The sequence below is a fragment of the Polaromonas sp. P1_G2 genome, assembly GCF_056405515.1.
On sequence record NZ_JBFUBY010000386.1, the window covers coordinates 1 to 2,973 of the forward strand.

3 protein-coding genes are annotated in these 2,973 nt (G+C 67.2%); 2 read left to right on the forward strand and 1 reads right to left on the reverse strand.

Annotation, left to right across the window (positions count from 1 at the left end):
* Window positions 1-572 precede the first annotated feature (572 nt).
* Complete coding sequence (locus AC1D0P_RS23920; RefSeq protein WP_477679020.1) at window positions 573-1,406, reverse strand: IclR family transcriptional regulator; 834 nt, start codon at window positions 1,404-1,406, stop codon at window positions 573-575.
* A gap of 145 nt (window positions 1,407-1,551) precedes the next feature.
* Between AC1D0P_RS23920 and AC1D0P_RS23925 the strand changes: the two genes are divergently transcribed.
* Together AC1D0P_RS23925 and AC1D0P_RS23930 are read left to right on the forward strand one after the other, a co-directional pair.
* Window positions 1,552-2,553 carry a tripartite tricarboxylate transporter substrate binding protein gene (locus AC1D0P_RS23925; RefSeq protein WP_477679021.1) on the forward strand — a complete coding sequence of 334 codons (1,002 nt, stop codon included), beginning with the start codon at window positions 1,552-1,554 and terminating at the stop codon, window positions 2,551-2,553.
* 34 nt (window positions 2,554-2,587) lie between these two features.
* A partial coding sequence (locus tag AC1D0P_RS23930) for an AMP-binding protein (protein ID WP_477679022.1) occupies window positions 2,588-2,973 on the forward strand: 386 nt, incomplete at its 3' end.

A 2,973-nucleotide genomic window follows, 5' to 3' on the forward strand; every position in this document is an offset into this window, starting at 1 on the left:
CTCGGGCGAAAGCTGTTGCGGGTGGCGTTTGCCGTCTGGAAGACGGGTCAGCCCTGGGATCCGGCCAAGCTGCTGCCGAAAACTGTTTGACAACAAATATAGAACCTCAAACAACGCGATCCCTGATCCGCCTACGTCTGCGCTCCTCGGCCCAGCCAGGACGGGGCAATCGGGAACGGGGAAAGAAAGAAGACAGAAAACGGAAACACAAAGAAGACAAATACAAACAAGGACTCGCCAWGGCRAGTCCTTGTTTCTTMKGTATTGGTATTCCTTCCCCACCCCTTGTGGATGCGCCGAGGAGCGCAGGGCCAGACGGATCAGGGATCGCGTTGTCTGAGCGAAGCGAGTTTAGCGAGACCCCGTCTGGACCGAGCACCGCAGGTTGCCCGTAGCGAAGCGAAGGGACGCAGCAACCAGGGTCGCCTTTTCTTTTGCTTACTTTTCTTTTGGCGAAGCAAAAGAAAAGTGAGTAGCCGCCGGGCTAYCCCCGGCCAGCAACACTCAGAAGAGCGCACACCGCCGGAGCAAGACCCGGCGTCAACGCCGCATCGCAATGTTCTACGAGCGGCCTACAAGCCCTCGGGGAGCAGCACCCCAAGCGCCTCCCGCATGGAACGAACAATCAACCCCTGCCTGGCCCGAGGCATCCTCTCCATAGTAGAAGCCACACTGATCGCAGCAGCCGGGCTGCCATCCCGCCCAGCCACAGCCACGCCCACAGCCAGCACCCCCTCAGTAGCGTGATTCCCAATCACAGCCCACCCCCGTTCCCGCGTGGCGCGCACCAGAATCCCCATCCGCTCCGGCGTCATGCCGCCATAACGCCCCAGCACCGGCGCATTGGCGGCAATCACTGCCGCCGCGTCTTCTTCGGGCAGCGCGGCCAGCAAGGCCAGGCCGGCTGCGCCCACGCCCAAGGGCTGGCGTGTGCCGACCTGGATCACCAGCATCTGCACCGGGTGGGTGCCGACCTGGCGTGCGATGCAGTGCGAGGCCGCGCCCTCGCGCACGATGGCGAAGGCCGCGTCGCCGCAGGCCTGGCTCACGCGCGCCAGCACCGGCTGCAGGCGCGCCGCAAAATCCGAAGGTGAAGGCGGCGGCGCCTGCAGCTGCGCCAGGCGCGGCCCGGCGACATAACGGAAGCGGCCGCGCGGCGCGACATAGCCGGCCTCGAGCAGCGTCGCCAGCAGGCGGTACACCGTGGCGCGCTCCAGGCCCGCCGCGCGGCACAGGTCGACCACGCGCAAACCTTCACGGYCGCTTTGCAGCACGGCATCCAGCAGCTGCAGGCCGCGGCGCAGCGTGCGGCTGCCGCCGTCGTCGGCTGATTCAACCGGCTCGGCTGCTTCGATGACATCAGAGGAGGCGGAGGATGCTGAGGATTTTGAAGAGCGAGAGGCCATGGCATGGGACTATAGAACGTCCGCTGGCCGGACGTTCGGGTTTGTCGCGCGGGACGGCCTGGTCAAGAATTTCCCCCTGTTGCCGGCCCAGGCCCGGCACAAGCACCGCACACGCAGCGCATACCTACAACAGGAGACATATACCGTGAATTTGCAGAACACCCCTTTCCGCCGCCGGCTCGTCCTCAGCGCCCTTCTTGCCGCCCTCGCCTTCACGGCCGCCCTGCCCGCCCAGGCCCAGCCCGCAGCAGCCTGGCCCAGCAAACCCATCAAGCTGGTCGTCGGCTACGCGGCCGGCGGCGCTACCGACGTGATCGCGCGCATTGTCGCGGTCGAGCTCGGCAAGCAGCTGGGCCAGCCCATCCTGGTTGACAACCGCGCGGGCGCCAACAGCAATGTGGGCGCCGAGGTCGTCGCGCGCGCGCCGGCCGACGGCTACACGCTTTACGTCTACACCATCGCCAACACCATCAATGCCTCGCTCTACGACAAGCTGGGTTACGACCCGCTGAAAGACTTCGAGCCCATGGGCCTGATCGCCAAGGTGCCCAACATCCTGGTGGTGAATCCGCAGCTGCCCATCAAGACCCTGGCCGACTACGTGAGCTTCGCCAAGTCCTCGCCCAACGGCATCACCTTCGCGTCGGCCGGCAGCGGCTCGTCCATCCACCTTTCGGGCGAGCTCTTCAAGATGGCGGCCAAGGTACCCATGCTGCATGTGCCCTACCGCGGCAGCGCGCCCGCCGTGACCGACCTGCTGGGCGGCCAGGTGCAATCCATGTTCGACAACGCGCCCTCGGCCCTGCCCCATGTGCGCGGCGGCAAGCTGCAGGCGATTGCCATCACCAGCCCCCAGCGCTCGCCGCTGCTGCCCGAAGTGCCCACCGTGGCCGAGTCGGGTTTCCCGGGTTTTGACGTGCAATCCTGGTTCGGCATCGCCGGGCCGGCCGGCACGCCGCAGGCCGTGGTGACGCGCGTCAACACCGAGCTGCTCAAGGTGCTGGCCCTGCCCGAGGTGCGCCAGCGCCTGCTCAACCTCGCGGCCACGCCCGAGCCCGGCACGCCCGCGCAGATGCGCAGCTGGACGCTGTCGGAAGCCAAACGCTGGCGCGAGGTCGTCAAGCAGTCCGGCGCGCGCGCTGAATAAGCAACCAGCAACCCCGCAAGAGAGAACACCCCGCATGAACCCGATTGATTTTTTCTGGCGCACCGCCGAGCGCTGGCCCGAGCGCATCGCCATCGACGCGCCCGAAGGCACGCTGCGCTACGGCGCGCTCGCGGCCTGGGTCTCGGCCCTCGCGGCCGCACTGGTCGAGCGTGACCCGGCCCCGCAAAGCCGCGTCGCGATCTGCGCCGGCAACAGCAGCGAACACATCGCCGCGCTGCTGGCCGTGCTGGCCTGCGGCAAGGTGTGGGTGCCGCTGAACCCCAAAAGCACACGGGGGGAAGTCCGCCGCATCGTCGACGCGACCGAGCCGTCCATCCTCGTCATGGACGCCGATGGCGCCCCGCTGCTCGAGGGCGCGCCCGGCCAGCGCATCCACTGCGGCGTGGTCGGCAATGACGG